The sequence below is a fragment of the Sandarakinorhabdus sp. AAP62 genome, from assembly GCF_000331225.1.
GTDB lineage: Bacteria > Pseudomonadota > Alphaproteobacteria > Sphingomonadales > Sphingomonadaceae > Sandarakinorhabdus.
Genome location: NZ_ANFY01000007.1, coordinates 479626 through 504302, shown reverse-complemented (window position 1 = coordinate 504302; position 24677 = coordinate 479626). Strand labels below are relative to the sequence as shown.

General features: G+C 66.8%; 19 protein-coding genes. 8 read left to right on the top strand and 11 right to left on the bottom strand.

Going from position 1 to position 24677, the window contains the following annotated elements:
- Nucleotides 1-82 precede the first annotated feature (82 nt).
- Nucleotides 83-697 (bottom strand): J domain-containing protein, encoded by a 615-nt coding sequence (locus D619_RS16200; protein WP_017668232.1) that lies wholly within the window; start codon nucleotides 695-697, stop codon nucleotides 83-85.
- 127 nt (nucleotides 698-824) lie between these two features.
- Here D619_RS16200 and D619_RS17295 point away from each other — a divergent pair, with 127 nt between their 5' ends.
- Together D619_RS17295 and D619_RS0108860 are read left to right on the top strand one after the other, a co-directional pair.
- Nucleotides 825-1388, top strand: coding sequence for a globin (locus D619_RS17295; protein WP_020480441.1), 564 nt, complete (start codon nucleotides 825-827; stop codon nucleotides 1386-1388).
- A 65-nt stretch (nucleotides 1389-1453) separates the two neighbouring features.
- Complete coding sequence (locus D619_RS0108860; RefSeq protein WP_026090877.1) at nucleotides 1454-2104, top strand: MIP/aquaporin family protein; 651 nt, start codon at nucleotides 1454-1456, stop codon at nucleotides 2102-2104.
- A gap of 12 nt (nucleotides 2105-2116) precedes the next feature.
- On the opposite strand, the gene D619_RS18085 is transcribed toward D619_RS0108860, so the two are convergent.
- The 5 genes from D619_RS18085 to D619_RS0108840 all read right to left on the bottom strand — a co-directional run bounded on the left by D619_RS18085 (nucleotide 2117) and on the right by D619_RS0108840 (nucleotide 5845).
- The gene (locus D619_RS18085; protein ID WP_017668229.1) at nucleotides 2117-2293 is read right to left on the bottom strand and encodes a hypothetical protein; all 177 of its coding nucleotides are present in this window, start codon (nucleotides 2291-2293) and stop codon (nucleotides 2117-2119) included.
- A gap of 52 nt (nucleotides 2294-2345) precedes the next feature.
- Nucleotides 2346-2492 carry a hypothetical protein gene (locus tag D619_RS18080; RefSeq protein WP_017668228.1) on the bottom strand — a complete coding sequence of 49 codons (147 nt, stop codon included), beginning with the start codon at nucleotides 2490-2492 and terminating at the stop codon, nucleotides 2346-2348.
- Nucleotides 2493-2678: 186 nt separating this feature from the next.
- Nucleotides 2679-2885: a cold-shock protein gene (locus D619_RS0108850; RefSeq protein WP_017668227.1), complete on the bottom strand. Its 207-nt coding sequence runs from the start codon at nucleotides 2883-2885 to the stop codon at nucleotides 2679-2681.
- Between the two features lie 227 nt (nucleotides 2886-3112).
- Nucleotides 3113-3943 carry a Flp pilus assembly protein CpaB gene (cpaB, locus tag D619_RS0108845; RefSeq protein WP_020480439.1) on the bottom strand — a complete coding sequence of 277 codons (831 nt, stop codon included), beginning with the start codon at nucleotides 3941-3943 and terminating at the stop codon, nucleotides 3113-3115.
- A 159-nt stretch (nucleotides 3944-4102) separates the two neighbouring features.
- Complete coding sequence (locus tag D619_RS0108840) at nucleotides 4103-5845, bottom strand: acyl-CoA dehydrogenase (RefSeq protein ID WP_017668225.1); 1743 nt, start codon at nucleotides 5843-5845, stop codon at nucleotides 4103-4105.
- A 56-nt stretch (nucleotides 5846-5901) separates the two neighbouring features.
- Here D619_RS0108840 and D619_RS0108835 point away from each other — a divergent pair, with 56 nt between their 5' ends.
- Nucleotides 5902-6942: an L-threonylcarbamoyladenylate synthase gene (locus D619_RS0108835; protein ID WP_017668224.1), complete on the top strand. Its 1041-nt coding sequence runs from the start codon at nucleotides 5902-5904 to the stop codon at nucleotides 6940-6942.
- A 66-nt stretch (nucleotides 6943-7008) separates the two neighbouring features.
- Here D619_RS0108835 and D619_RS0108830 read toward each other — a convergent pair whose 3' ends face one another.
- Nucleotides 7009-7611: a PadR family transcriptional regulator gene (locus D619_RS0108830; protein WP_017668223.1), complete on the bottom strand. Its 603-nt coding sequence runs from the start codon at nucleotides 7609-7611 to the stop codon at nucleotides 7009-7011.
- Nucleotides 7612-7763: 152 nt separating this feature from the next.
- Between D619_RS0108830 and D619_RS0108825 the strand changes: the two genes are divergently transcribed.
- Both D619_RS0108825 and D619_RS0108820 read left to right on the top strand, forming a co-directional pair.
- Nucleotides 7764-8207: a hypothetical protein gene (locus D619_RS0108825; protein ID WP_017668222.1), complete on the top strand. Its 444-nt coding sequence runs from the start codon at nucleotides 7764-7766 to the stop codon at nucleotides 8205-8207.
- A 39-nt stretch (nucleotides 8208-8246) separates the two neighbouring features.
- Nucleotides 8247-9926 carry a D-aminoacylase gene (locus tag D619_RS0108820; RefSeq protein WP_243442628.1) on the top strand — a complete coding sequence of 560 codons (1680 nt, stop codon included), beginning with the start codon at nucleotides 8247-8249 and terminating at the stop codon, nucleotides 9924-9926.
- Nucleotides 9927-9991: 65 nt separating this feature from the next.
- Here D619_RS0108820 and D619_RS0108815 read toward each other — a convergent pair whose 3' ends face one another.
- Complete coding sequence (locus tag D619_RS0108815) at nucleotides 9992-11047, bottom strand: alpha/beta fold hydrolase (RefSeq protein ID WP_017668220.1); 1056 nt, start codon at nucleotides 11045-11047, stop codon at nucleotides 9992-9994.
- Nucleotides 11048-11186: 139 nt separating this feature from the next.
- Between D619_RS0108815 and D619_RS16190 the strand changes: the two genes are divergently transcribed.
- On the top strand, nucleotides 11187-12170 hold the full coding sequence (locus tag D619_RS16190; protein WP_193743281.1) for an alpha/beta hydrolase: 984 nt from the start codon (nucleotides 11187-11189) through the stop codon (nucleotides 12168-12170).
- A gap of 80 nt (nucleotides 12171-12250) precedes the next feature.
- On the opposite strand, the gene D619_RS0108805 is transcribed toward D619_RS16190, so the two are convergent.
- The 3 genes from D619_RS0108805 to D619_RS0108795 are packed head-to-tail and all read right to left on the bottom strand — an operon-like array spanning nucleotide 12251 to nucleotide 22457.
- Complete coding sequence (locus D619_RS0108805) at nucleotides 12251-12544, bottom strand: hypothetical protein (protein ID WP_017668218.1); 294 nt, start codon at nucleotides 12542-12544, stop codon at nucleotides 12251-12253.
- Nucleotides 12545-12564: 20 nt separating this feature from the next.
- The gene (locus D619_RS0108800; RefSeq protein ID WP_152417373.1) at nucleotides 12565-12909 is read right to left on the bottom strand and encodes a hypothetical protein; all 345 of its coding nucleotides are present in this window, start codon (nucleotides 12907-12909) and stop codon (nucleotides 12565-12567) included.
- Nucleotides 12897-22457: a choice-of-anchor D domain-containing protein gene (locus tag D619_RS0108795; RefSeq protein ID WP_026090876.1), complete on the bottom strand. Its 9561-nt coding sequence runs from the start codon at nucleotides 22455-22457 to the stop codon at nucleotides 12897-12899. The genes D619_RS0108800 and D619_RS0108795 overlap by 13 nt, the downstream gene beginning before the upstream one ends.
- Nucleotides 22458-22641: 184 nt before the next feature.
- Between D619_RS0108795 and D619_RS0108790 the strand changes: the two genes are divergently transcribed.
- Nucleotides 22642-23988, top strand: coding sequence for a HAMP domain-containing sensor histidine kinase (locus D619_RS0108790; protein ID WP_017668216.1), 1347 nt, complete (start codon nucleotides 22642-22644; stop codon nucleotides 23986-23988).
- The gene (locus tag D619_RS0108785) at nucleotides 23985-24638 is read left to right on the top strand and encodes a response regulator transcription factor (RefSeq protein ID WP_017668215.1); all 654 of its coding nucleotides are present in this window, start codon (nucleotides 23985-23987) and stop codon (nucleotides 24636-24638) included. The genes D619_RS0108790 and D619_RS0108785 overlap by 4 nt, the downstream gene beginning before the upstream one ends.
- The last annotated feature ends 39 nt before the right edge of the window (nucleotides 24639-24677 follow it).

Genomic DNA, 24677 nt, shown 5'->3' with positions numbered 1-24677 from the left:
AACGCCAAGCGGCGCGTGCGTCCATCAGCTTGGGGCCCTGACCGGATCGCTGCCAGACAGGCCGGGCGCAAGCCGGCCCGGTTCAGGCGGCGGCGGCGTGCGGCCAGGCGCGTGGGCCCGCATTGGGGCCGTGGCTGGCGCCGAACTGGGTGGTAATGCGCAGCTTTTCCTGCGCGGTGGCGCGCGACGTGCTGATCACATGGTCCACCCCGGCGATGGTGATGGCCAGCGTGCCGGCGTCGGTGGTTTCGATCAGGCCCTTGGCCTTCAGATACCAGGCGTGGAAATCAAAGGCCTCGTTGCTGCAGCCCAGCAGGCGCTGCAGTTCATACTGGCCCACGCCCGGCTCCTGCGCGCGTTCGCGGCGGCGCTTGTACAGATAGAGCAGCACTTCGGCATGGACATCGGCATCGGACAGCGCGGTGCGCTCTTCGGCCAGGATGTCATCGTCGGCGGAAAACACGAAGCCGGTGTGGCTGCTGTATTGCGCGTCATAGGCGAGGCGCTTGCCGTGATCCTTGAGCGCGCGATAGGCCTCGATCACCGCATTGAACATGTCAACGTCGGCGGTGTCCGGATGATCGGGGTGATAGATTTTCGCGAGGCTGCGATAAGCGATCTCCAGCGTGCGGTGATCGCACTCGGGATGAACCCGCAGGATCGCATAATAATCAACAAAGGGCCGCGCATCGGACATCGGAACATCCCCCAACTCGGCGCTGGCCTTACGCAAACACACCAACGCAACAACACTAGAAAGCCTTTGTTAAATATCGTCACCAATTTGTCAATGGCTGGCGCGACAATAAAGGGTTAACGCTGTCATGGTGGCGCTGCCCTCTGCAAAACCGCTACTTGTGGGCGACGCGGTCGCAGCGCAGCATGGGCTGATGGATGATCGCGCCGCCGTTGAAGCCAGCCTGGAACTGGCCGTTGCCCGAATCGGCGATCCGCAGCCGGCGGTCTATGCCCGGCTGTTCGCGTTGCACCCGGCCATGGAAGCCGAATTCTGGCGCGATACTTCGGGCCGCATCCGTGGCGAGATGCTGAGCCGCAGCCTGGAAATGGTGCTGGATCTGGCCGCTCCCCATGCGCCCGATGGCGGCTGGGGCGGGGCGTTTCTGGGCACGGAGGCCATTACCCATGATGCCTATGGCATCCCGCGCGCCGTGTTCGCCGATTTCCTGCCCATCGTGGCCGCCGTGATCCGTGATGGCTGCGGGGATGGCTTCACACCGGCCATGGCGGCGGCGTGGGATGTGGTGCTGGATCGCGCCGTCGCCACGCTGGCCGCCCTGCCCGGCAGCAGCAATGAAGCGCGGGTGATCGATGTGGATGACGTGCTGCCGCCGGTGGCGGAGCGCGGCCTGCCCTTCCCGATGCGGTGAGCAGGGCGGTTGACAGCCGCGCCAGTGCCCCGATGATGGCCAAAACAGCGAAAGCGGGGGGCAGCATGCGGGCGATATTGGTGGGCGAGGCGCTGGGCAGTTTCCTGCTGTTTGCCTGCGTGGTGGGTTCGGGCGTGATGGCGGAGCGGCTGGCCGGCGGCAATGTCGCGGTGGCGCTGATCGGCAATGTCGGCGCGATTGCGGCGATGCTCTATGTGCTGATCGCCATGCTCGGGCCGATCTCGGGCGCGCATTTCAATCCGGCCGTCACCATCGTCACGCGGCTGCGCGGCGAAGGCACGTGGGCCAGCGGCGCCGCGATGATGGCGGTGCAGCTGGTCGCCGGTGTTGCCGGCGTGTGGTGCGCGCACGCCATGTTCGATCTGCCGATCCTGCAGTTTTCCAGCCATGTGCGCGACGGCGCCGGGCAATGGCTGGGCGAATTCATCGCCACTTTCGGCCTGCTGCTCACCGTGCTGCTCAGCGGGCGGCATCGGCCGGACTCGGTGCCGGTCTGCGTGGCGCTCTATATCACGGCGGCCTGCTGGTTCACGTCGTCAACCAGCTTTGCCAATCCCACGCTCACCTTTGCCCGCAGCCTCACCGACACCTTCGACGGCATCGCACCGGCCAGCGTGCCGGCGTTCCTGGCCGCGCAAATGGCGGGGGCGCTGTGCGCGCACTGGGTTGATCGGGCGATGCATCCGGCGCCCTGATCGGCGCTGTTGTCAGGCCGGCAGGCGCTTTTCGCGCTCGGCCTGGGCGGCGTTTTCCTTGTCGGCCAGCGTCTGCCAGGCCGCCTGGGCACGGAGGAACATGGTGCGTTGATTGTCCAGCACGGCATCGGCGGCATTGCGCGCGCATTGATCGATCTGTGTGGCATAGAACAGGCTGGTGGCGCGCATGCTGTGATCCTTTGCGGAACGGCCACGGCACAATGGCGGGCCTTGGGGCTGGTCAACCCAGTTGATCGAGCACCAGCTGGCGCAGTTCGCTGCGGGTGAGGACGGGTGAACGGCGATGTTCACGATTGCCGTAATAGGGAGTGAGCGTGCGGCGCGCAGTCTGCGGCCGGCTTGTGTTTTCAAGGGTGGTAATGGTCATCAAGGTCCTGGCGCTGCTGTGCGCCTGCTGTCTGGTCGTGGTTGGGTGGTGTGAACAGAAGGGCTGCATCCTGTGCGCGGGTGTTTCCCGGCCCGAAGGCTGGAACAACTGCCGTCCTTGGGCGCCGCGCAAGGGTGCGGCTCGAAGGCCGGGCAGCAGCCTTGCGACGCTGCCCGGCCCTGTCGCTTACGCAGCCTGAAGGTTCACAGCCGAGGTCTTGCCGCGGCGATCGGTTTCCAGTTCATAGGAAACGCGCTGTTCCTTGTTGAGGGTGCTCATGCCGGCGCGCTCAACGGCGCTGATGTGCACGAAGTTGTCATCGCCACCATTTTCCGGCGAGATGAAACCATAGCCCTTGTCGGCATTGAAGAATTTTACGGTTCCGGTGATCATGTGATGTTTTCCTTTCGCGAAAACAAGAAACCCGGCCGCAAATGCACGGCCGGAGCTGGTAGCGCGAGAAAGGAGAAGGAGCCGTTTTTCAGGCGTCAATTTCCGTCGCAGGCGACGATTAGCAACCCTGATGTGGGCGTGATTTATGGCAAAGTCAAGGTCGGGCCGGATCATCATGATCCGGTGCAGGTTCTGATGGGTGGATTTCCGACGTTGTTCAACGCCAATCAGGGCAGAATCCCGGCCGCGCTGGCGGCGCCGCCGCGCATCACGGTAACGCTGGGGACCGGGCGCTGGTTTGCGGCCGGGCGAGCAGGGGCGGCGACGACCGGTTCGCTGCCGGGTTTGCGGACCAGCCTGGTGGTGGTGCCGTCGGTGAGGTCGCTCACCTGCAGGGTGTTGAGGCGCACCCGTGCTTCGTTGCTGAACTGGCGCAGGGCCAGGCTGATCGTGCCGTTGGCCATGGCCAGCGTGAGTTTCTGCGCCTGCAACGGGCTGACTTCCAGCGTGACCGTCTTTTCCAGCTTGGGCTTCTCGCGGCCAACATTCATGTCGTTGCCGACCGCCAATACCCGCAGATTCTGGGCCAGTATCTCGGCATAGGGCATGGCTTCCTCGGGCTGCCGGGTCATCAGCACGTCGACCCGGTCACCGGGGAACACCAGGCCAGACAGGCCAGCGGTTTCATCCACCTGCACCGCCAGGGCGCGCTGGCCAGGTGTCAGCAACGGCGCTGTCGACAGTCTGCGGGCACCCGCCACCAGCGCGGCTTCGATCACCAGTTCGTTGGCGGCAATGGGCCGGATGGCGGTGCGGCCCTGATCAACGACCAGCGAATCGATGCGCGCGAAATGGCCGGATGGCAGCGTCTGCGCCGGCACATCGACCAGCTTGAGCTTGTCCGGCGTGAGCTTCTCACCGAAGCCGATGGCCGCGGCGGCCACCACCGCCGGCCGCATGGCAACCGCGGGCCGCACGGCGCCGGCCGTGCGGCCCTGCGGCAGAAAGCGGGCCACGATGGTGGCAATTACCAGCAAGGCCGCACCGCTGATCAGCATCAGGCGTGAGCGGTTGGCCCACCGGTCACTGCGATCATGGCGCGCGCGCTGTCGCCGCAACGGGCTGCCCCGTGGTGACGATCGTTCCTGCCAAGCCTCTTCTGCCCCCATTGCGCCGCCTCCATCTGGAGGGGGTAACGGGCGGGTGAGGTGGGGAGTTTAGGCCGCCGCCAGACCATCCTCTGGAATGGCATAGAGCAGCGCCGCGCCGCGCATGGCGCTGGCCGAGAGCGCCTGCACTTGCGGCAGCAATTGTTCGGCGAAGAAGCGCGCGGTGGCGCGCTTGGCGGCGGCGAACTGCGGATCGGGGTGGGTGCGGCTGGCCAGCGCCTGCTTGGCGAGCAGCCAGCCGCCAAGCGTGAGGCCCATCAGCCGCAGATAGGGCGTGGCGCCGGCAGCGACATCATCGGGATTGTTGGCGCCGGCCAGCCAGATCGAGCTCGTCTGCGCCGAATCCAGCGCGTCCTGCAGCCACGGGGTGATGAGCTTCAACTCCTCATCCTCGTCGAGATCAGACAGCGTGGCGCGGACTTCGCCCAACAGGTCCTTCCAGTGCTGGCCGCCGTCCATGCCCAGCTTGCGGCCGACAAGATCCATGGCCTGGATGCCGTTGGTGCCTTCATAGATCGGCGCGATGCGGGCATCGCGCAGATATTGGGCCGCGCCCGTCTCCTCGACATAGCCCATGCCGCCGAAGATCTGCACGCCCAGTGAAGCGACTTCGACGCCGATATCGGTGGCCCAGCTTTTCGAGATGGGGGTGAGCAGATCGGCGAGGCCTTGCCCGGCCTTGTCGCCGGTATGCGCCCGGTCAACGGCGGCGGCGTTCAGATACACCAAAGCGCGGCTGGCTTCGGTGAGCGCGCGCATGGTCATGATCGTGCGGCGCACGTCGGCATGCTCGATGATGCGCACCGGCTCCCGCCCGCCGCCAAATTTCGCGCTCTGGACACGGGTGCGGGCATAATCCAGCGCGTGCTGCATGGCGCCTTCGGCAATGGCGACGCCCTGCAGGCCCACCTGCACGCGGGCGTTGTTCATCATGGTGAACATGGCCCGCATACCGCCGCCTTCGCTCCCGACCATCCAGCCGATGCACTGGTCGGAATCGCCAAAGCTCATCGTGCAGGTGGGGGAGGCGTGGATACCGAGCTTGTGCTCGACACCGACGCACTTCAGGTCGTTGCGGGTGCCATCGGGCAGGATTTTCGGCACCAGGAACAGGCTGATCCCCTTGGTGCCCGGCGGGCTGTCGGGCGTGCGGGCCAGCACGAGATGGACAATATTCTCGGCCGCGTCATGCTCGCCCCAGGTGATGAAGATCTTGGTGCCCTTGATGCGCCATGATCCGTCCGGGTTGGGTTCGGCGCGGGATTTCAGCGCGCCGACGTCGCTGCCAGCGGTCGGCTCGGTGAGGTTCATGGTGCCGGTCCATTCGCCGGTGACGAGCTTGGAGAGGTAACGCTCCTGCAGTTCCGGCGAGGCGTGGGCGGCGAGCGCCTCGATCGCGCCCTGGCTCAGCATCATGCACAGGGCAAAGGCCATGTTGGCGCTGGTCAACTGCTCCTGCACGGCGACCGCAACGGCAAACGGCAGGCCCTGGCCGCCATGCGCTTCCGGCACGCCAAGGCCTGCCCAGCCGGCTTGCACATATTGGCCATAGGCCTCCACGAAGCCGGCGGGCAGTGTCACCACGCCGTCATTCACCCGCGCATGTTCCTTGTCGCCGGACTTGTTCAGCGGCGCGAAGACATTCGCAGCCAGCTTGCCCGATTCACCCAGGATCGCGTCCACCATGTCCGGCGTGGCGTTGGCATAGGCCGGCAGTGCGGCAAGGCCGGGCAGATCGGCGATCACGTCGAGCACGAAACGCTGTTCGGTGGTGGGGGCGGTGTAGGGCATGGCCAGAATTCCGTGCTGTTTCCGTTTTCGGTTCCTTGACCGTATAGACGCGCGCAATGCCGCCCGAAAGCCGCCTGTTGACGCCCGATCCCGCCGGCATTGCCGCAGCGGCGGCTGTGCTGCGGGCTGGCGGCCTGGTCGCCGTGCCGACGGAGACGGTCTATGGGCTGGCGGCGCGGGCGGACGATGGTGCGGCAGTGGCGGGCATCTATGCGGCGAAGGGCCGGCCAAGCTTCAACCCGCTGATCGTGCATGTCGCCGATGTGGCGCAGGCCGAGACGCTGGCGGTGTTTTCGCCCTTGGCGCATGCGCTGGCAGATATGCTCTGGCCGGGCCCGCTGACGCTGGTGCTGCCGCGCCGCGCCGATGCGCCGGTGGCCAGTCTGGTGACGGCGGGGCTGGACACGATCGCCCTGCGCTGCCCGGCGCACGCCGTCATGCAGGCGCTTGTGCGCAGCGTGGGTCCGTTGGCGGCGCCGTCGGCCAATGCTTCGGGCCGGATTTCACCCACCCGGGCGGGGCATGTGCTGGAGTCGTTGGCGGATGTGCCGGTGATCGATGCCGGGCCGTGCGCGGCGGGGGTGGAATCGACGATTGTTGCGATTGAAGGCGACGGCTGGCGTTTGCTGCGGCCGGGCGCTGTTGCGGTTGAGGCAATTGTCGGCGCAGCGGGAGCCCCTCTCCCGCCGCGCTTCGCGCGAGTCGACCTCTCCCCGGCGGGGAGAGGTGATTCTCCTTCACCTCTCCCCGCCGGGGAGAGGTCGAGAGACGGCGACGCCGGCCCGGGAGAGGGGTCAAGGGACAGGGTCATCGCGCCGGGCATGATGGAATCGCACTATGCCCCGCAGCAGCCGGTGCGGCTTGAGGCCGTTACGGCTGGGTCGGACGAATATCACATCGGTTTCGGCGCGGTGGCCGGCGATGCCACGCTGTCGGCGAGCGGCGACCTCACCGAAGCCGCCGCCCGGCTGTTCGATCTGCTGCACGTTGCGCAGGCCTCGGGCCGCGCCGGCATTGCAGTGGCGCCAGTGCCGCGGCACGGGCTCGGCCTTGCCATCAACGACCGGCTCACCCGCGCCGCCGCCCCAAGGGGTTAGGCGCAAGCCAAACGAAAGCGGGTGCAGGGGCTCAGCCCCTGCCCGCCGGAGGCTCCCGTCTTTCCGTCAGAGCTTGCCGATCTTCTCCGCCGCGTCGCGCAGGATGGCGGCGATGGCCTCGGCGCGTTCGGCGCGGCTTTCCGCATCACGAACGCTCTCGCGCGCGGCGGCGCGCAGATCGTGCATGGCCTCGCGCAGCGGTTCGCGGCCATCGTCCGTGTTGCAACGCGCCATGTCGGCCAGGCGTTGCAGCGCGTCTTTCAGCTGCGCTTCGGCGTCTTCCAGGGCGGCGCGGCCGGCGTCGGTGATGGCATAGCGGCGGCGGCCTTCCTCGCCGGCCACTTCGCTGATCAGCCCTTCATCGGCGAGCATGGCGAGCATGGGGTAGATCATGCCTGGCGAGGGTGAATAAAGTCCGCCGGACTTGTCCTCGATGGCCTTGATCAGGTCGTAACCGTGGCGCGGCTCTTCCTTCAGCAGGTGGAGGATGACGATCTTCAGCGCCTCTGCGCCAAAGCGGCGGCGGCGGGGACGCGGACCATCGCCGCCATCACCAAATTCATCGGCAAAGCGCTGCGCAAAGGCAGCCCAGCGGCTGCTGCGACCAGACCAGCGGCCACCAAATTCCTTGTGGAAGCCATCGCGATCGAAGTGGAAACGGAAGTGCATGGGGGAAGACTCCGGTTGGGGCTTGGAGCACTTAAGATATATCTTGAGCGGGTGTATTGCAAGACCCACACAGCAACTCGTCGCAACGCCGTCATAATTGCTATTGCGACGCGTTCGCAATTTGTCCATGCTTCCGGCCATGGAGGTGTCCGATGTTCGTGCGGCATGAGGAAAGCGGGCCAGAGGGCGGGCCATCGGTGCCACCACGCCGGGACGATCCGGCCGGGCTTACCGCCGTCCAGCGCGAATTGCTCTGGTGCCTTCGCCGGCTGGCGATGGTCCGCCCGCTGGGCAGTGCGCGCGATGCGCATGTCCATGCATTGCTGCAGCGGCGGTTCGGCGAACAGGGAATGGGGCTGGAACATCTGCTGCGCTGCCTGATCGTTGGACTGGCGCGCCGCGCCGTGCGACCGGTGCGGCTGCACCTGCCCTGCCATGGCGCGGTGGCCGAGGATGAGCAGCGGCTGCTGCTGGCGCTGGACGAGAGCCGTCGCCCAGCGCGACTGGCCGCCGTGCTGGCGCCGATGGCGGGAAGCCGCGGCGGCGAACTGGCGCCCTTGCTGGCCGGCATTGCCGCCTTGTTGCCGGCGGATTAGCGCCATAAGCTTGCCCCCACTCACATGGGGGGAATGATCATGCGCCTGTTGGCTGTTGCTGCTGTCTTGCTGGCCTCGTCTGCACTCGCAAAGCCTGTGGTCCTCACCAATGGCCTGATCGTCGATGGCTCGGGCGAAACGCCCTATGCCGGCTGGCTGGCCATGGACGGGGATCGCATCACCGGCATCGGCAAGGGCGCTGCGCCTGCCAGCATCACCACGGGCGCGGTCGTCACGGATGTGAAGGGCCAGGCCATTTCGCCGGGCTTCGTCAACATGCTGAGCTGGGCCACCGAAAGCCTGCTGATCGATGGCCGCGCGCAGAGCGATATCCGCCAGGGCGTGACGCTGGAAATCATGGGCGAAGGCACGTCGATGGGGCCGCTCAACCCGGAGATGAAGCGGCTGGGCGCGATGCGGCAGGACGATATCAAGTACCCGATCACCTGGACGACGCTGGGCGAATATCTGGCCACGCTGGAAAAGAAGGGCATCGCGCCCAATGTCGCCAGCTTTGTCGGCCACACCACGGTGCGCGTGCACGAAGTGGGTGAAAGCGATGTTGATCCCACACCGGAACAGTTGGCGCGCATGCAGGGGCTGGTGCGCGCCGCCATGAATGAAGGCGCGCTGGGGCTGGGCACCTCGATGATCTATGCGCCGGCGGCCTATGCCGAAACGCCGGAACTGATCGCGCTGGCCAAGGCGAGTGCGGCGTGCGGCGGCATGTACATCAGCCACATGCGATCCGAAGGTGACCGGATTGAGCAGGCGGTGGATGAACTGATCGAGATCGCCCGCCAATCCGGCGGACCCGCCGAGATCTGGCACATGAAAATGTCGGGCAAGAAGAATTGGGGCAAACTCGACACGATCATCGCCAAGGTCGAAGCAGCGCGCGCCCAGGGCCTTCGCATCACTGCCAACATGTATAATTACACCGCTGGCGCCACTGGGCTGGACGCCGCCATGCCCCTGTGGGTGCAATCGGGCGGGCTGGAACAATGGATCGAGCGGCTGAAGGACCCGGCCCTGCGCGCTCGCGTGAAGGCCGAGATGGCCGACGATAACGCGCCGTGGGAGAATCTCGCCAAACGTGCGGGGACACCGGAAAATGTGCTGCTGCTCGGCTTCAAGAACCCCAAGCTGAAGCCGCTGACCGGCAAGACGCTGGGTGAGGTTTCACGGATGCGCGGCACCAGCCCGGAGGATACCGCCATCGACCTGGTGATCGAGGATGGCAGCCGGGTGGGCACCGCCTATTTCCTGATGGATGAGGCCAATGTGAAGCGCCAGACGGCGCTGCCTTGGATGAGCTTTGGATCCGACGCCGGTGCGCCGAGTGCCGAGGGCGTGTTCCTGCTCAGCCAGGATCATCCGCGCGCCTATGGCAATGTCGCCCGCCTGCTGGGCAAATATGTGCGGGAGGACAAGACGACAACGCTGCAGGACGCCGTGCGGCGGCTGAGCCATCTGCCGGTGACCAATCTGGGCATCAAGGAGCGCGGCTTGCTCAAAGCCGGCTATTTCGCCGACGTCGTGGTGTTCGATCCGGCCACCATCAGCGATCACGCCACCTTCGCCAAACCGGCACAATATGCCACCGGCGTGTCCAGCGTGTGGGTGAACGGGGTGCAGGTGCTGAAGGGCGGTGAGCCAACCGGCGCGGCGGCGGGGCGGGCGCTGAAGGGGCCGGGGACGGGGAAGTGCCCGGCGTAGAATCGGCTTTTCCCGGTCATGCTGGCGCAGGCCAGCATGACCGGGGCTTGTGGAGAGTTGGCCCCTTACTGGCTCCGCGCCAGCAATGCCTTCAGCTCGCCTTCCCAGAAGATGCTCCACGTGTGGGTGCTGTGGCCGCGCGTTTCGGTGCTTTCGGGAATCAGCACGTAACGTGCCTGCGGCATCGCCCGCACATGGCGTTCGGGTTCACCCACGCCGGGTGGGTTGATGAAATCATCGGCGCTGTTCACCCAGGTGACGGGCACGGTGATGCGCGCCAGATTGGGGGCCGGGTTGTAATTGCGGCTCGCTTCGAGCTGGTAGATGCGATCATTGGCATCGCCGATGCTGGCACCCGGCCGTGACAGTACCGCCATGGCGGCGGCATCGGCAGCAGCGCGCGTTGGCCAATCGGCCTGCTGGCGCACCGGGGCGGAACTGGCCATTGCCTGCAGCGCCATGCCCAGTTTCAGGCCCTGCTCGGGCTGCGCGCTGTAGTTGCCACCATTCCACGCCGGATCGGCCTTGATCGCCTGGATCGCCATTGCCCGCCATTGCCGGTTGCGCCCGGCGATCTCGATCACGTTGCAGGCCAGCGGCATGATGGCCGCGGCACGGCCAGGCAGATCGGTGCCGAACTGGAAGCCCATCATGCAGCCCATCGATGTGCCCATCAGCAGCCGCAGCTGCTTCACCTTCAGATGATCGAGCAACAGGCCCTGCGCGCGCACCATGTCGGCATAGTCATAGGCCGGGAAACCCATCTTCAGGCCGTCGCTGGGCTTCGATGATCCGCCGTGGCCGATGGCATCGGGCAGGATGATGAAATATTTCGCCGCATCCAGCGTGCCGCCCGGTTCGAACAGGCGGGCGAACTGCGGGACGAGGAACTGCGCGCCGGTGCCGCCGGTGCCGTGGCCGACCATCACGGCGTTGATGATATTGCCCTGCGCATCGCGGACCGGCGTGCCGAGCGTGCGGTAATGCTGCTTCAGCGCGGGCAGGGTGTTGCCATCGGAAAAACGGAAATCGCGTGCCACGAAATCGGCTTCGGTCACCGCCGGCGCGGCGGCGCTGGCGGCGGTGAGCAGGGCGGCAACCGCCATCGTGCGCAACATCATTTCGGCAAGCTCCCCATTGCGTTCCTGCCGGAGACATTGCCGCCGCCACGGCGGAGCGCAACGAAAAAGACCAGGGGCAGGTGATGCGGGTTTGCCCGCATGGTGAAGGGCGGCGACCCTCGCCATGATGGATGGCGGCATGATGCGCCGCCGTGCCTTTCTCGCGCTCTCCCTGGCGGCGGCTGCCGGCGCCGCGGTGACGGGGCGTGCCTTCAGCAACGATCTGGATGCTGCGCGCCAACGGCTGGCCGGCCGCAGCCGGCTGGTCCGCACGCGCTTTGGCCAGATGGAAGTGGCCGAAGCCGGCGACGGCCCGCCGGTGTTGATGGTGCATGGCACCGGTGGCGGCTTTGATCAGGCGCTGGCCATGGCGGGGCCCCTGTTGCCGCTCGGCTGGCGGCTGATCGCGCCGTCCCGTATCGGCTATCTGCGCAGCGATTATCCGAAGGGTGCCACCCCGGCCACGGAAGCGGATGGCTTTGCCGAACTCCTCGATGCGCTGGCGATTGATCGCGTGCCCATCATCGGCGGTTCGGCCGGCGCACAGCCGGCGATCGAATTTGCCATCCGTCACCCCGATCGCTGTTCCGCGCTGGTGGCGCTGGTGCCGGCGGCCTTTGCCCCCGGCCGACCGCCGGTGCGCCCGCCCACACCGTTGGCCCGGGCCATCATCGATCATGGCCTGCAATCCGATTTCCTGTTCTGGGCCGGGATGTCCGTGGCGCAGGACGCGATGATCGGCGCGCTGCTCGCCACCGATCCGGCGCTGGTGCGCGCCGCAGCGCCCGCCGAACAGGCCCGCGCCCGCGCCATCCTGCGTGATATCCTGCCGGTGAGTGACCGCGCGCGCGGCTTTGGCCATGATGCACGCTTCGCTGGCGATCCGTTGCCGCAGGCGCTGGAACGCATCACGGTGCCGACGCTGGCGATCTCGATGGAGGATGACCGGTTCGAAACCGCTGCGGCCGCCCGCCACATCGCCGCCAGCGTGCAGCGGGCAGAACTGATCATCTATCCCACCGGTGGTCATATCTGGATCGGCCGGCAGGACGCGCTGTTTGCCGCAGTGGATGATTTTCTGCGCCGAACGGCGGCGGCCGGGCCTGGTGACGCCCGGGGTTGAACAGCGGCGTTGGTGTCATTCCCGCGAAAGCCGACCGCTGCGCCTGGAATGGCCGCAACGGTGGCGTTCGGTCGACAGGCTCAGGGCGCGGCCGGCGCGGCCTCGGCATTCACCTGGACGCCATTCTGCTTCAACACGGCCAGGATGGTGCGGGCGTTGGGGTTGCCGGCATCGGCCAGCGCCTTGGTGCCCTTGGCCAGGGCATCAAGCTGGGTCTCGGCCCGCTTGCTCACCTCCAGATTGACCTGCTGTTGGCCCCGGGCCTTCAGCAACGCATCATGCACCCGGCCGATATCGACAAGATTCGAGCCAAGCATGAGGACAAGGGCGGCCGCCGTGCAGATGCCGGCCAGGTTGGTCATGGGGAACTTCATGAGCCTCTCCGATCGTGCAATCAGCGGGTGGGGGTGGCGGCAGCGGGCTGCGCCGGGGCCGAAACCTGGAAGGTGATGCCGTTGCGGGCCAGCAGTTCCCGCAGGGCCGGATCATTGCGTTCGGCCGCCGTCTTGGCCAGCAACTGGATCAGGCTGTTGTTGACGTTGGCAAAGGTCTGGCCGCGCACCAGCGCCTGCTGGCCTTCCTCAACTTCGGATTGCAGCGCGCGGTTGCGCTGGGCACCGGCCACATTCAGCAGCGCCAGCACCAGGGCCAGCACGGCGAGGCCGTCTCTTGCCAACGCGCCTGTGCGCCCTCCCTTGCCTTCGTCACTGCCCAGCTTCACCTCGGTCATGTCCGACACTGATATTCCCTTTCAGTGCGCGCGCGCCGACGCCGCACAAAGCTGCCAACCAGGCCAAAGCCAAACAGCATCTGGGCCCAGACGGCGGGTTCCGGAACGGCTCCGGTCGCCGTGATCCGGGTTCGCACGGTCAGTGTGATCGGATCCAGAGACTGATCTGCCAGACCATCAAAGCGGCTGAAGCCGTTGAATGTGAGAGTGGTGGAATAGACACCGGCCGACAAGCCCGTGAAATCGAGGCTGAGCAGGTTGCCGGTGCGGCTGCCGCCGCCGATGAGGCCGGCAAAGCTGCTGCCGTTGAAGCCAAATCCACTCGCCGGGGCCAGCACGAAGCTGCCGCCCAGCGTTTCGGCAAAGGCGCTGCCGCTATTGCCGTTCAATATGCCCAGATCAGCGGAGATGGTGCCGATGCCGGCGCTCAGGCTGCCGAAATCCAGCGTAAAGGCGCTGCCGCTGCCGCTGAAACTGCCCTGGCCACCGGCCTTGAACAATTGCGCCAGGGCCAGCTGGGTGACGGTGCCGGTAAAGCTGACCTGCTGGGAGGCCAGCGTCAGATCGGCCATTTCCGGGTTCACCGAGGTGAAGCCAAGGCTGGCGTTGCCCGTGATCACGCCCGCCGTGGCCGTGGACAGGGTGAAGCTGGCATCACCCGATGCGCCCGCGGCGAGTTGGCCCGGCCCGTTCGCGGTGACCCCGGCCGGCGTGGCGCCGATGCTGGTCGCCAGGCTGTCAGCCAGCGCGCCGACGGCCGCGTTGCTGATGCCGACATTGACCACCGGGGCATCTGCGCCCTGACGCACGGTGCCGAAATCGACCGTGGCGGTGGCAAGCTGTGCCACGGCAGCAGCATAGACATTGCTGTTCACCGTTACCGACTGGCCAGCCAGTTCCAGATCGCTCAAGCCGCTGCCGGCGATGGCCAGCGAGGTGTTGGCGATGTTGACCGCGCCGGTGAAGCTGCCGGCGGTGCCGGTGCCGCGCGCGATGTTCAGCGCCTGCGAGCCGCCGACACCCAGCGCGCCGGTGCTGGCCTGGCCGGCGCCGTTGACGGTGACGCCGTTGCTGCCGGTTGCGGTGGCCGACAGGGATTCGGTGAAGCCGCCGGTGCCAGGCGCCGCGTTGCTGATCGTGAGGTTTGCCGTGGCGGCCGCATCGCCAACGCGGCGGGCCGCCAGCGTGATCGATGCTGGCTGGCTGCCGGCGATGGCGGCCTGATAGACGGTGCTGTTCACCGTCACCGCCTGGCTGGCCAGCGCCAGATCGGAAAGGCCGCTGCCGGCGATGGCCAGCGAAGTGTTGGCAATGTTGACCGCGCCGGTGAAGCTGCCGGCGGTGCCGGTGCCGCGCGCGATGGTCAGCCCCTGCGAGCCGCCGACACCCAGCGGGCCAGTGCTGGCCTGGCCGGCGCCATTGACGGTGATACCATTGCTGCCGGTTGCCGTTGCCGACAGGGCTTCGGTGAAACCGCCGGTACCGGGCGCCACGTTGCTGATCGTCAGCACCGAAGTGGCCGCTGCATCACCGACGCGGCGCGAGGCCAGCGTGATTTCGGCCGGCTGGCTACCCGCGATGGCAGCCTGGAACACACTGCTGTTCACCGTCACCGATTGGCTGGCGAGGGTGAGGTTGCTGAGGCCGCTGCCGGCCGCTGCCAGCGAGGTGTTGGCGATGCTGATGCTGCCGGTGAAGGCGCCTGCCGCGCCGGTGCCGCGCGCGATGGTCAGCCCTTGCGCGCCGCCCACGCCCAGATCACCCGTGGTCGCCTGGCCGGCACCGTTGACGGTGAAGCCATTGCTGCCGGTTGCGGTGGCCGACAGGGATTCGGTGAAGCCGCCGGTGCCGGGTGCGATGTTGCTGATCGTGAGGTTTGCCGTGGCGGCCGCATCGCCAATGCGGCGCGAGGCCAGCGTGATTTCGGCCGGCTGGCTGCCGGCGATCGCGGCCTGGAACACCGCTCCGCCCAGCGTGACGACCTGCGATGCCAGCGGCGTGATGCCGGCGCCGGAGGTGCCGGCACCGTTGGAGGCAAAGTTGATGGTGACACTGCCATTGGCGCCGGCCACCGAGGTATCGATGCTCACCGAAATGTCGGTCGAGCTGGCCCCCGCCGCCAACAGGCTGACCGGCCCGCCGCTGCCGGTAGCCCGGCCCGTGGTCGCCCCGACCGCGGCGTCGAGCCGTTCGGAGAAGCCATCGTTCAGCGCGCTGTTGGTGATGGTCAGCACCTGGGTGGGCGCTGCATCGCCGACGCGGCGGCTGCCAAAGGCCACCGAGGTGGGGTCGAGCGTGGCTTGCGCCAGGCGGAACACCGATCCTTCTGCGTCCACCTGGCCCAGAACGGTGACATTCTGCGACGGCAGGTCGAGATTGCCGAGGCCGGAGGTGCCGGTGCCATTGGATTGCAGCAGGATTTCCACCGAACCGCTCTTGGCGCCGGCTGTCGCGGTGTTGAGCCGGACGGTGAGCGTGCTGGTGTCGCTCGCGCCGGCACCAAGATTGAGGATGCTGCCGGCCACCGACTGGACATCGCCGGCAACACTGCCGAAATTGGCGTTCAGGCCTTCCTGGAACTGCGCCAGCACGCCGGCGAGCAGGCGGTTCTCCACCGTGATGCTGCGGATCTGCGTGCTGCCCTGCTGGACATTGCCGAACTGCAGCAGGCCCGAAATGATCGGATTGGCCAGCGCGAACACATTGGCGTTCACGGTCACGCTGCCGCCCGCGATGGCTTCTTCGGCGAGGCCGCTGGTGCCGGTGCCGTTGGTGGCAAAGCCGAAATTGACGCCGCCCGACTTGGCGCCGGCGCTGCTGGTGTCCACTGAAACGGTGGCGCCGCCGCTGCTGCCCGCCGCGATCACGCCGGCCGGCACGCCGCTCACGCTGGCATCGCCGGTGGTGCCGGTGCCGGTGACGCGCAGCCCTTCGCTGAAGGCGCCGGCCGGTGCGGTGTTGGCGATCGTCACTGCGCCCGAAGCCGTGCTGCCAACGCGGAAATTGCCGAGGTTGACCGGCGTGGGTGTGACCGAACCGACCGCGCGGTTGAACACCGCGCCGCTGAGCGCGACATTGGCATCCGGCAAGGCGAGCGTGCCGAGGCCCGAGGTGCCCGCGCCATTGCTGGCCAGCGTGATCACCGCCTGGCCGCTGCGGGCGCCGGCGGTGGCGGTATCAAGATTGATGGTGAGCGCGCCGCTGCCATCTGCAGCGAGGTTGGTGATGTTGCCGCTGCCGCTGAAGCCCGCCGGCGTGCTGCCGATGCTGGCATCCAGCCCTTCCTGGAAGCCCAGCGGCACCCCGCCGATGGCAGCGTTGGTGACCGTCACCGTGCGGCTGGCCGTGGTGCCAACGCGGACATTGCCGAAGTTGAGCGACGACGTGACCCCCGCATTGGCCAGCGCAAACACATTGGCATTCACGGTTACGTTGCCGCCGTCGATGGCTTCTTCGGCCAGGCCGCTGGTGCCAGTGCCGTTGGTGGCAAAATTGAAGTTGACCGTGCCCGACTTGGCGCCGGCCGTGCCCGTGGCCACGGACACAGTAGCGCCGCCGCTGCCGCCCGCGGCGATGACGCTTGCCGTCACGCCGCTCACGCCGGCATCGCCAGTGGTGCCGGTGCCCGTCACCCGCAAGCCTTCGCTGAAGGCGCCGGCCGGAGCGGTGTTGGCGATGGTGACGGTGCCCGAAGCCGTGCTGCCGATGCGGAAATTGCCGAGGTTGACCGGCGTTGGCGTGACGCTGCCGACCGCGCGGTTGAACACCGCGCCGGTGAGCGCGACATTGGCATCGGGCAGTGCCTGATTGGCCAGACCGGAGGTGCCGGTGCCATTGCTGGCCAGCGCGATCACCGCCTGGCCGTTGCGGGCCCCGGCCGTGGCGGTATCGAGGGTGATGGTGAGCAAGCCTTCACCGCCGACCGCAAGATTGGTCACGCTGCCACTGCCGCTGTAACCGGCCGGCGTGCTGCCGATGCTGGCGTCCAGCCCTTCCTGGAAGCCTTGTGGCACGCCGGCGAGGGCGGCGTTGGTGACCGTGACCGTGCGGTTGGCGGTAGCGCCCACGCGCACGTTGCCGAAGTTGAGCGACGACGTGACGCCGGCATTGGCCAGCGCGAACACATTGGCGCTCACGGCCACGCTGCCACCGGCGATGGCTTCTTCGGCGAGACCACTGGTGCCAGTGCCGTTGGTGGCCAGGATGAAGTTGACCGTGCCGGACCGTGCGCCCGCCGCTGCGGTGGAGATCGAGACCGTGGCGCCCGCGCTGCTGCCGGCCGCGATGATGCCCGTGGGCACGCCGCTTACCCCGGCATCGCCGCTGGTATCGGTGCCGGTCACGCGCAGGCCTTCGCTGAAGGCGCCGGCGGGCGCCGTGTTGGCGATGGTGACAGCACCCGATGCGGTGCTGCCGACGCGGACGTTGCCGAGGTTGATCGGAGTCGGCGTGACGCTGCCCACCGCGCGGTTGAAGGCGGCGCCGGCCAGATTGATCGTGGCATCGGCGACATTGTCGAAATTGTTGGCGACGATGATGCTCTGCCCGGCCAGTGAGCCGGCGGTGCCACTGGTGAAGCTGATCGTGGTGACGGCGCTGCCGCCATTCGGGCCGGCAACGAAATCCGCGTTGGCCAGCGAAACGCCCGGCGCATTGCCGTTCTGCACGGCGCCGCGCAGGGTTGTGGCGGTGCCGTTGTTGGTGATGGTCAGCGCGATCTGGGTGCTGCCGCCGATGCGGATATTGCCGACATTGAGCGTGTTGCCGGTGAGCCCCGTCGCCGAAAGGTCCTGTGTGGCGCTGACCGCGTTGATCAGGCCCGTACCGGCGACATTGGCGCGGGCGTTGAAGCTGTTGCCGCTGCCGAAGCCGGCATTCTGATAATCATTGCTGATCAGGATGGTGCGTGTGCCCAGGTTCAGCGACGCGCCATTCTGGGTGAGGCTGCCGGCCGACAGATCGGCCACCGCGGCGCTGGCGTCGAGCGTGGCGCCGCTGTCGATCTGGATCGCGCCGCTGCCGGTGATGGCGCGCGTGGCCAGCGTGCCGCCGTTGGCACGCACGGTGCCCGAGTTGCTGATCGCGACGGTGACGCTGCCAAAGCCCTGCACGGTGCCGCTGTTGGTGAGCGAAGTCGCGCCAAAGCTGCCGCCGATCAGATCAAGCAGGCCGGCATTGCTGAACGCCCCGCCGCCCGCCGTCGCGACATAGCTGCGGCCACTGCCGATGCGCAGCGCGCCGGCAGCGGCGTTGGTGGTCAGTGTTGCCTCGATCCCGGTGTTGCCAGGGCCCGAAACAATGTTGCTGTTGGCCCCCGCCAGCCGCAGATCGGCGGCGTTGGTGACCAGGCTGGTCAGGCCGGTGCCGGCGTCGAAATCGATCGTCGAACCGCCCGCCGAGCCGATCACGTTCCAGGTGCCGCCGGTCAGCGTGGTGCCTGACGCACCGGTGACGGGCCCCAGCATGCGGAAGATGCCGGCTTCCACCTGCACCGTTCCACTATTGGTGAAGGCCGCATCCACCGTGGTCGTGCCGGCACCGGTCTTCTGATAGAGGCCCAGATTCTCGAGCAGGCCGCCATTCACGTTGCGGGCGAACGTGCCCGACGAGCTGGTGCTGTCGAGGAAGGTTGACCCAACCGCATTGCGGAGCGTGCCGCCGCCGGTCGGGTTGAACGGATCGAGGTTGATGTTGAAACTGGCGCCGGTGGTGGCACCACCGCGCAGTTCCAGCACGCGACCATCCTCGATCAGCACCTGGCTGACGCCGAAATTGGTGTTGCCGGTGACGATGACGGTGCCAGCACCGATCAGCGTCGCGGAACTGAGGAAGGCACTGCTGGCGGTGACCGTGCCCGGCCCTTCCAGCCGCCCACCATTGACGACTTCCAGCGTCGGCAGGCTGGTGTTGGTGGCAAAGCTGAGCGTGCCCGAACCGATGCGCACGATGCCGCCCGGCGATCCGATGAAGGTGGCGCCGTTGATCGTGTGCGTATTGCTGTTGAACAGCAGCACCGCGCCGCTGGCCAGATCGACGGTGCCGCCGATGGTCGAATTGCGCGTGTGGTTCATGACCCCGGAATCGAGATCGATGAGGCCGCTGTTGGTGAAGGCCACATCCACCGTGGTCGTGGTGGCGCCGGTCTTCTGGTAGGTGCCCAGGTTCTCGAACGTGCCGCCACCAAAACTGCTGGAAAAATTGCCGCTGCTGGTGGTGCTGTCGAGGAAGGTGGAACCCGCTGCATTGCGCAGCGTGCCGCCATTGACCGGGCTGAACGTATCAAGGTTGATGTTGAAGCTGGTGCCCGTCGTGGCGCCGCCACGCAGTTCGAGCACGCGGCCATCATCGATGTTGAGGCTGCTCGTGCCGATGCCGGTCGCGCCCTGGACGATGGTCTGGCCCGTCCCGCGCATGGTCGCGTTGTTGAGCGTGGCCGCACCCGCGACGGTGACAATGCCCGTGCCGGTGAGCGTGCCGCCGGTTTGACTGAGGCTGACAACGCTCGTCGTCGAATCGAGCGTGAGCGTACCGCCCTGCAATTGCAGGATTGGCAGCCCGGTTGTGCCGGTGAAGCCGACTGAGCCGCTGGTGATGCGCACGATACCATCAGCCGAGCCCGTGACACTGTTGCCGGCCAGGCTGTGCACGCCGCCATTGAAGGCCAACACCGTGCCATTGGCCAAGGTGAACGTTCCGGCGTGCGTGCCGTTGCCCGACAATGCCAGTGTGCCGACATCGATCTGCACGCTGCCGCTGTTGATGAATTCGGAAGAGATGCTGGTCGTGCCCGCGCCGGTCTTCTGATAGGTGCCCAGGTTTTCGAACGTGCCGTTGCCGAAACTGGTCGCGATATTGGCCGAGCTGGTGGTGCTGTCGACGAAGGTGGAGCCCACCGCGTTACGCAGGATGCCACCGTTCTGCGGGCTGAACGCATCGAGGTTGATGGACAGGCTGGTGCCGGTCGTGGCACCACCGCGCAGTTCGAGCACGCGGCCATCATCGATGTTGATGCTGCTGGCGCCGAAGCTTGTCGCACCTTGCACGATGGTCTGCCCGGTGCCACGTTGATTGGCGCTGTTGAACGTGGCTGCGCCGGACACCGTGACGATGCCGGAACCGTTCATGGTCCCGCCCGTATGACTCAACGTGGCAACGCTTGTCGCCGAATCCAGCGTCAGCGTGCCGCCCTGCATCTGCAGGATCGCCATGGAGGTGGCGCCATTGAAGCCCACCGTACCACTGGTGACGCGCACGATGCCGCCGGCCGCGCTGGTGAAATTGCTGCCGGTCAGATTGTGAGTGCCGCCGCCGAACGTCAGAGTAGCACCATTGGCCAGGGTGATGGTGCCGCTGTGGGTGCCGTTGTTGCTCAAGGCCAGCGTGCCGGCGTCGATCAACAAGGCGCCGCTGTTGACGAAGGCGGTGGAGATGCTGGTCTGCGCTGCGCCGGTCTTCTGATAGGTACCCAGATTTTCGAATGTGCCATTGCCGAAGCTGCTGGCGATATTGGCGAAGGAGGTGGTGCCATCAACGAAGGTGGAGCCAGCGGCATTGCGCAGGATGCCGCCGTTCTGCGGGCTGAACGCATCGAGATTGATGCTGTAGCTGGTGCCGGTTGAGGTGAGGCCGCCCCGGAACTCCAGCACGCGGCCATCGTCGATATTGATGCCGCTGGCCCCGATGGAGCCGGCGCCCTGCACGATGGCCTGGCCAGTGCCGCGAACGTTGGCGCTGTTGAAGCTGGCGGCGCCGGCAATCGTGACGACGCCACTGCCGGTCAGGGTGCCGCCGGTTTGGCTGAGCGACCCGACCGTAGATGCGCCGTCGAGCTGCAACGTGCCGCTGCTGAGCGCCACACTGGTGAAACTGGTGGCGGCATCGAAGGCCATGCTGCCGCCCTGCACCTGCAGAACCGGTATCGTGATCGCGCCGTTGAAGCTGACAGTGCCGCCGGTGGTTCGCACGGTTGCGCCCGGCGCAACGGTGATGTTGGCGCTGGCCAGCGTGTGGGTGCCGCCGCCAAAGGTCAGGGTGGCGCCGTTGGCCAGGCTGATGGTGCCATTGTGGGTGGTGGCACCATTCAGCGCCAGCGTGCCGGCGTCGATCTGCAAATTGCCGCTGTTGATGAAGGCGGTGGAGATGGTGGTCGTGGCGGCGCCAGTCTTTTGATACGTGCCGAGGTTCTCGAACGACCCGTTGCCAAAGCTGGTGCTGATGCTCCCGAACGAGCTGGTGCTGTCCACGAAGGTGGAGCCGGCCGCGTTGCGCAGCGTGCCGCCGTTCTGCGGACTGAACGCATCCATGTTGATGCTGAAGCTGGTGGTCGTGGTGGCACCGCCACGCAGCTCGACCGCCCGGCCATCATCGATGTTGATGCCGCTGGCGCCCAGGCTGGTTGCACCCTGGATGATGAGCTGCCCACTGCCCCGCAAACTGGCGTTGTTGAGCACGCCCGCGCCCGCAACCGTCACCACGCCGGTGCCCAGCAGCGTGCCGCCAGAATGACTGAAGCTCTCCACGCTGGTCGCCGAATCGAGCGTGAGCGTGCCGGATTGCAACTGCAGGATCGGCAGGCTGGTGGCGCCGGTGAAGGCCACCGTTCCGCCAGCCACGCGCACGATGCCGCCGGACGCCCCGGTGAAATTGGCGCCGGCAATGCTGTGCGTACCAGCGGTGAGCGACAGGATAGCGCCATTGGCCAGGCTGATGGTGCCATTCTGCGTGCTGCTGGCACCAAGTGCCAGCACGCCGGCATCGATCTGCAGGCTGCCGCTGTTGGTGAAGGCGACCGAAATGGTGGTGGTGCTGGCGCCGGTCTTCTGGAACGTGCCAAGATTATCGAAGCTGCCGCCCGTGAAGCTGCTGGCGATGTTGGCGAATGAAGACGTGCTGTCGACGAAGGTGGAGCCGGCAGCGTTGCGCAGCGTGCCGCCGTTCAGGGGGCTGAACGCATCGAGGTTGATGCTCAAGCTCGTTCCGGTGGTGGCGCCGCCACGCAGTTCGAGCACGCGGCCATCATCGATGTTGACGCCGCCAGTGCCAAAGCTGGTGCTGCCCTGGATGATCGTCTGACCGGTTCCGCGCAGGTTGGCGCCGGAAAGGCTGGCGTTGCCGGTGACGGTGACGATGCCGCTGCCGGTGAGCGTGCCGCCGGTGTGGTTCAGGCTGGCCAGCGTGGAAGTGCCGTTCAGTTGCAGCGTGCCGCCCTGGATGCGGGTGGCCTGGGTGTTGGTGTAGGCGTTGTTGATGATGAGTTCGCCGCCGGTGACGAGAAAGTCCTCGTCGCTGGCCAGCGAGTTGATGGTGACTGTGCCGGTGCGGAAGGTAATGGTGCGAACGGCGGCACCGCCCACGCTGATGACGACATCATCGCCGGAACCAGGCAGGCCCAAGTTCCAGTTGCCGGGCACATCCCAGAAGCCATCGGCATCGGGCACCCACAGCACGGTGGCCGCCGTCAGTGGCGCCAGCGGCGCCAATGCCATGGCTGCCGAGACAGCAAATATCGAGGAGGCGCGCATGATTTCCGAACGGAACACGCCCTTGGAACTGCTCATGGCTTACCCCCGACCATCAAAACGCGCGGCACGGTGGCCGAGCGAACGCCCCAGAAACATTTTTTAACCCGAGAATGATTAAGAAATTTTGAAGATTGCCAACAAAGTCCCCAAACTCCCTTATTGTATCGCCTGTTACCGCCGTTATTGTATCCCCCAATCGGGGGATGACTGAGGGAGTCGCGTGGCACTTTTGTTGCCAGCCGAGGGTACCAATCAGGCGGTGGTCGCGTCGGAAATGCGCGCCCAGGCGCCATTGGGACTGATCGGCCTGTTGATCTGGACGGTGACGGCGACGGGGCTGTGGCTGTCCTTCCGCGCCACTGCCAGCCCGCGCTGGCTGGCCGATGTGTGGCTGGCGGCCGTCTTGATCCAGAATGCCACGCTGCTCGTGCTGATCCGGATTTTCCTGCGCGAGCGCCCTTCCGATACCGAAGTGAACAGCAAGTGGCTGCTGCCGATGCTGATCCTCTATCCGATGATGACCTTGATGCTGGTGCTTGGCCCCTGGGTGTTGATGCGCGGCGCACCGCCGGCCGCGCAGATGCTCGGCATTGCGCTGATCCCCTGGAGCCTGGCGGTGAGCGTGCTGACCACCAGCGCCGCCCAGCCGGTGCCGGCCATTGGTCTTGCCTCGGTGGCGCTCTCCGGCGCTGCCTTCGCGCTCTACAGTGGCATGCCGCACGGGCTGTTGTGGGCTTTGTTCCTGCTCGTTGCCTGTGCTTCGATGGTGGCTCTGCGCAGCGAAGCGCGTCGCAACGTGATCGATGCCGTGACCCGGCAACTGGCCGTGGAAGCCGCGGCGGCCGATGTGCGCCAGGCGCTGGCCGTGGCGGCGGCCGAACGCCAGGCCAAGGCACGTTTCATCGCCAGTGCCAGCCATGATCTGAAGCAGCCATTGGCTGCCGCACGGCTGTGGTCGCGCATCAGCCAGGATACGCCACCTGGTCCGGCCCAGTTGCAGGCAACGGCCAAGGCCGATCAGGCCTTCTCCGCGGCCATCGGCCTGGTGGATTCGATGATCGATCACATGCGGCTGGAAGCCGGCGCGGAAGTGGCGCGCATCGGCGGCGTGCCGGTTGGCCCGATCCTGCTGGCCGCCGCCGAAACCAGCGCGCCGGCCGCCGCCGAGATCGGTCTTGCGATCCGGGTCGTGCCCAGCCGCCTTGTTGCCGCCGCCGATCCCGCCCTGCTGCGCCGCGCCATCGACAATCTGGTGGCCAATGCCATCCGCCATTCCGGCGGCAAGCGGCTGCTGCTGGGCGCCCGCCGCGCTGCCGGCGGCATCGCCATCTGGGCGATTGACGATGGCTGCGGCGTGGCACCGGCCGATCAGGACGAGATTTTCGAGGATTATGCCCAGGGCAGCAACGCCGGGCGCGGCGGCTTCGGCATCGGGCTGGCTTCGGTTCGGCGGTTGCTGGCCCTGATGCACGGCAAGGCCAGCCTTGATCCGCGCTGGCAAAAGGGCGCGGCTTTCCGTCTGTGGCTGCCCCCGGCAGACACGGCAGTGCAGGCGGTGGCGGCATGATCACCCCCCTGCCGGAACCGCAGCAATTGCTGATTGCCGATGATCATCCACTGGTGGCGGAAGCGCTGGCAACCTTGTTTCGATCGCGATTTCCCGCAGCGCGCATGCGCCTGGCCTGCGATTTTCCAGGCGCCATCGCCGCCGCCGCCGAAAGCCCGCCTGATCTGGCGCTGATCGATGCGGACATGCCGGGCGCCGCGCCCGTAGCCGGCATCGCGGCGATCATGCAGGCGGCGCCATCCACGCGCCTTGTCGTCGTCAGCGGCATGCGCGATGCGGAATTGGTGGCAGAGCTGATGGCGGCGGGTGCCGCCGGCTTCCTGCACAAGACATCGGCGCCGGCCATGATGCTGTCGGCCGTGGATCATGTGCTGGCGGGTGGGCGCTATTGCCCCGATTATCTGGCGTCCAGCCCGTCATCGCCAGCCGCATCGCCTGTGCCGCTGACGGGCCGTCTTGCCGACATCGCGCGCCTGCTTGGCGACGGGATGACCAACAAGGAAATGGCCCGCGAACTGGGCATCGGGCCGGAAACAGTGAAAACCTATGTGGCGCAGCTTCTGGATCAACTGGGCGCTGCCAACCGCACCGAAGCAGCCGTGATCGCCAAGACGCTGCCATCTGTGCGCGGGCTGCGCCCGGATGGGTGAATCGCATCCTGCCGCATAGTCGCGCCCTTGCCACAGGCG